Raw genomic sequence first — 5,292 nt, 5'->3', positions numbered from 1 at the left:
CGGCTCCGACGCCTCCACCGACGCCATCGCCCCACCCGCCTCACATGCCTGCATCAACCGGCCCCGCGCCGCCACCAACCGCGCCGCATCCGCCAAGTCCAGCACCCCGGCCACATGCGCAGCCGCCAACTCACCCACCGAATGCCCCGCCACCGCCACCGGCGCGATCCCCCACGCCCGCCACAACCGGAACAACGCCACCTCGACCGCGAACAACGCCGGCTGCGTGAACTCCGTCTCATGCACCAACACCGCATCCGCAGTGTCCTGAGCAGCGAAGACGACGTCGGTCAGCGGTCGGGACAGGTGCGGGTCCAGGGCTGCACAGACTTGGTCGAAGGCCTGCCGGAACACGGGGAAGGCCGCATACAGCCCCCGGCCCATCCCGATGCGCTGACTGCCCTGACCGGTGAACAGCACCGCCAGATCACCACCGGCCGAAGCACCCTCCACCACATCCGGATGCGCCCGGCCCTCAGCCAGAGCCTCCAACGCCTCGACCGCCTCCGCCGCCGAAACCGCCGCCACACCCGCCCGGAACTCGAAATGCGTCCGGTGCCGGGCGGCCGTGACCGCCACATCCGCCAGAGGCCGGTCGGTGTGCTCCGACAGCCACGCGGCCCAGCGTGCGGCCTGTGCCCGCAGCGCGGCCTCGTCCCGGCCCGACACCACCACCGGCAGCGGGCGGCCGTCCTCGGCCACCGGCTCCGGGGAAGTCGCGGCCGGCGGCTCCTCCAGCACCACGTGCGCGTTCGTGCCGCTCAGGCCGAACGACGACACGCCCGCGCGGCGGACGTGCCCGGTGTCCTGGTTCCAGGGCCGGGCCTCGTCCAGCAGGGCGATCCCGCTGCCCTCCCACTGGATGTGCGGGCTCGGCTCGTCGGCGTACAGGGTCTTGGGCAGGGTCGCGTTCTGGAGCGCGAGGACCATCTTCATCACGCCGGCGACACCGGCGGCGGCCTGCGCGTGCCCGATGTTCGACTTCGACGAGCCCAGCCACAGCGGCCGGTCCCCGGGCCGGCCCGGTCCGAACACCTCGGCCAGCGCGCCCGCCTCGATCGGATCGCCGAGCGGGGTGCCGGTGCCGTGCGCCTCGATGGCGTCGATGTCCGCCGGGGAGAGCCGGGAGGCCGCGAGGGCTTCCTCGATCACCCTTTGCTGGGAGGGGCCGTTGGGAGCGGTGAGTCCCTGGCTGCGGCCGTCCTGGTTCACCGCTGAACCCCGGACGACGGCCAGGATCCGGTCACCGTCCCGCTCGGCCGCCGACAGTCGCTTCAGTACGAGGATCCCGCAGCCGTCGGACCATCCGGCGCCGTCGGCCAGCGCCGAGAAGGACTTGCAGCGGCCGTCCGGGGCCATGCCCTTCAGCCGGGAGAACTCCACCAGCAGCCGCGGGGTGCTCATGATCGTGACGCCGCCGACGAGGGCGAGTTCGCACTCGTCCTGGCGCAGCGCCGTGCTCGCCAGATGCAGCGCGACCAGGGAGGAGGAGCAGGCGGTGTCGATCGTGACGGCGGGGCCCTGGAGCCCCAGCGCATAGGCCACACGGCCGGAGACGACACTGCTGGCGTTGCCCGTGCTGACGTAGCCGTCGAAGGCGTCCAGCTCGCGGCCCTGCTCGCCGTAGTCGGAACTCATGGTGCCGAGGTAGACGCCCGTCCTGCTCTCGCTCAGCGAGCCGGGCCGGATGCCGGCCCGCTCCAGCGCCTCCCAGGCGGTCTCGAGTACGAGCCGCTGCTGCGGGTCCATGGACAGCGCTTCACGCTGCGAGATGCCGAAGAAGGCTGCGTCGAAGCCCTCGACGTCGTGGATGAAGCCGCCCTCGCGGGCGTAGCTCTTGCCGGGCGCCTCCGGGTCGGGGTCGTAGACGTCCAGGTCGGCCCAGCGCGGGGGGAGCCCGCCGACGGCGTCGCCGCCGGAGGCGAGGAGCTGCCAGTAGCCCTCCGGGGTGTCGATGCCGCCGGGCAGCCGGCACGCCATCGACACGATCGCGATGGGCTCGTCACCGTGCCTGCCGGCGGACCTGCGCCTCGCCGCCCGCGCCGGTTTCCCGGCCCCCGACAGATCCAGCTTCTCCAGCAGCAGCCCGGCGATCGCCATAGGCGTCGGGTAGTCGAAAGCGAGCGTCGAGGGCAGACTCAGCCCGCACTCCGCCGACAACCGCCGACGCAACTCGACCGCCATCAGCGAATCGATACCCAACTCCTTCAGCACCTGCTGAGCGCCGATACCGTCCGCGTTCCCCACACCGAGGACCACAGCCGCCTCCCGCCGCACCAACCCGGCCAACTCGGCCAGCCGCTCGGCCTCCGGCAACACAGCCAGCCGCTCCCGCAACCCCGACGGCGCCACCACCCCCTCCCCCGCACGCCTGCGCGAGGGACGGACGAGACCGCGCAACAGGCTCGGGACCTCATCGGCGCGGTGCAGGGCGGCGAGGTCGAGCTTGACGGGCACCAGGTGCGGCGCCGCGGACGGGGCGAGCGCGGCGTCGAGCGCGGCCAGGGCCTGCTTCTCGGTGAGCGCCGCGACACCGCCACGGCGCAGGCGGGCCAGTTCGGCCTGCCCGAGGCTCGCGGTCAGGCCGGTGCCGCCGGACGGCTGCCAAAGGCCCCAGGACAGACTGGTGGCGGGCAGGCCCTCGGCCCGGCGGCGCACCGCCAGGGCGTCGAGGAAGGTGTTCGCGGCGGCGTAGTTGGCCTGCCCGGCACCGCCGAGCACCCCCGCCGCCGACGAGAACAACACGAACACGGCCAGATCCGGGGCGAGTTCACGCGACAGCTCGTCCAGGTGCGCGGCACCGGCGGCCTTGGGGGCCCATACGGCGGCCAGGCCGGCGGCGGTCTGCGACGAGAGCACGCCGTCCTCAAGGACGGCCGCCAGGTGGAAGACGCCGGTCCAGGGCCGTTCGGCCTCGGTCAGCAGCTCACGCAGCCGGCCGTGGTCGGCGGTGTCGCACGCGGCGAGGCGCACGGAGGCGGCACCGGCAGCGGTGAGATCGGCGATCAGGTCCTGCGCACCGGGGGTGTCCGGGCCGCGCCGGGAGGTCAGCACCAGGTGCCGTACGCCGTGCGCGCGGACCAGGTGTCCGGCCAGGGCCCAGCCCAGCTCACCCGTGCCGCCCGTGATCAGGACGGTGCCCTCCGGGTCCAGCCGCCGTTCGGGGGCGGACGCGGTCTCGGAGGTGGTCGCGAGGTCGGTCGCGGGGGTGGCGGACAGGAGGCGGGCAGCGCGTATCTCGCCGTCGCGGACGGCGAGTTCGGGCTCTCCGGTCACGGCGATGGCACGCTCGACGATGTCACGGTCCAGGACGTCGACGTCCACCAACCGGAGCGACCGCTCCGGCAGTTCGGCGCGCACCGCACGCAGCAACCCCCACACAGGCGCGTGAACCAGATCGCGCACACCGCCACCGGCATCCACCGCACCCCGGGTCACCCACACCAGCTCGGCCGACTCCAGACGCTCATCGGCCAGCAACCGCTGCACCGTCTCCAACGCCGCGCCCGCCACCTCCAAAGCATCAGCACCGGCATCCCCGGTGGCGTCCACCACGACCCGCTCAGGCGCCTCAGCCCCCGCAGTCAGCCGCGCGGCCAGCTCATCCAGACCGGCAACCGGCTCGGCACCCAGCGCACGAGCCAGCGCCCCGTCACCACCCAGCACCCACGCCTCAAGCTCCGACCCCTCCTCCAGAACCCGAGGCACCCGGAACTCGACCCGGTACAGGTGCTCGCCGGACCGACCCGCACGCATCTGCTCGGCGCTCGCCTGCCGGATCCGCAGTCCCCGCGCGCGCAGCACCGGCTGCCCGGCAGTGTCCGTCACCGACAGGGAGAGGCGCTCATCCGTGCCCGGATCCAGCTCGATGCGCACCCGCAGTTCCGTGCCGCCGGAGGCGTGCAGCTCGACGCCGTTCCATTCGAACGGCAGGAACACCGGACGCTCGTCGCCCTCCTCCTGCCGTACGGCGACCAGGGCGTGCAGGGCGGCGTCCAGCAGGGCCGGGTGCACGCCGAACCCGTCGGCCTTCAGGCCATCGGGCAGGCGTACGACACCGTAAGCGGTACCGCCCTTGCGCCACAGCTCGCTCAGCCCCTGGAACGCCGGGCCGTACACCAGCCCGCGCTCCGCGAACCCCTCGTAGAAACCGTCCAGTTCAACGGGCTCCGCGCCCGGCACCGGCCACTGCGCCAGCTCAGCGAAGTCCTCGGAAACCTTGGAAGCCTGGGAAGCCTCGATACCGGTCTCATCGGCGAGTTCACCCGCCGCGTGCTGCCGCCACGCAACGTCGTCCGACGCGTCCTCGGCGCGGCTGTAGACGACGACCGGCCGGCGGCCCTCGGCATTCGCGGCACCGACCACGACCTGGAGCCGTACAGCGCTGTCCTCGTCGAGCACGAGCGGCTCAAGGAGGGTGAGTTCCTCGACGTGGTCGGCGCCGACGTGGTGTGCGGCGGTGAGGGCGAGTTCGAGCAGACCGGTGCCGGGGACCAGCACCGTGCCGAACGCGGTGTGCTCCGCCAGCCACGGCTGATCCGCCAACGACAGCCGCCCGGTCAGCAGGTGGCCTTCTCCGTCCGCCAGACCGAGGGCCGCCCCCAGCCAAGGGTGGTCGGACACGTCCAGGCCAACGGTACGGACATCACCGGACGACTTCGGGGTGTCCATCCAGTAGTAGTCACGCTGGAAGGCGTAGGTGGGCAGGGGGAGCAGGGAACCGGTCCCGAGAACCTTGTCCCAGTCGAGCTGGTGACCCTGGACGTGCAACAGGCCGAGATTGCGGAGGAGTTGAGCCGAGCCGCCCTGCTCACGGGCGAGGGAGCCGATCACAATGCCACCGCGCTCGCTGCTGCCGTCCGTCAACGGCATCGACAGCACCGGATGCGCGGAGATCTCCACGAACACCGTGTGACCATCATCCAGGAGCCTGTTCAGGGCACGGTCGAAGCGGACCGGCTCCCGCAGGTTGCGGCACCAGTAGCCGCCGTCCAGCTCCGGACCGGTGGCGACTTCGCCGGTGACGGTGGAGTACAGGGGGATGTCCGCCTGCTGGGGTACGAGATCGGTGAAGTGCTCGGCCAGGCCCGGCAGGAGGGGGTCCATCTGCGCGTTGTGCGAGGCGTAATCGACGTTGATCTTCCGGGCGTACACGTCCCGCCCCTGAAGCTCATCCACGATCCGCGCGATCGCATCAGCCTCACCGGAGATGATCGTGGATCCGGCCGTGTTCACGGCCGCCACCGACAGGGCCTTGCCATACGGGGCGAGGAACTCCTCCACCTCCGCCAC

Annotated in this window: 1 protein-coding gene; it reads right to left on the bottom strand. The window is 72.2% G+C overall.

The genetic code is table 11. From position 1 onward, the window contains the following. On the bottom strand, window positions 1–5,292 hold a 5,292-nt coding region (locus tag AB0L75_RS43770), incomplete at both ends, for a beta-ketoacyl synthase N-terminal-like domain-containing protein (protein ID WP_365191883.1).

Origin of the sequence: Streptomyces sp. NPDC052101 (assembly GCF_040680235.1) — a bacterium.
In the GTDB taxonomy this organism is placed as follows: Bacteria; Actinomycetota; Actinomycetes; order Streptomycetales; family Streptomycetaceae; genus Streptomyces.
Note: the sequence above shows the minus strand (reverse complement) of the source record. Positions and strands in the feature narration are given on the sequence as shown.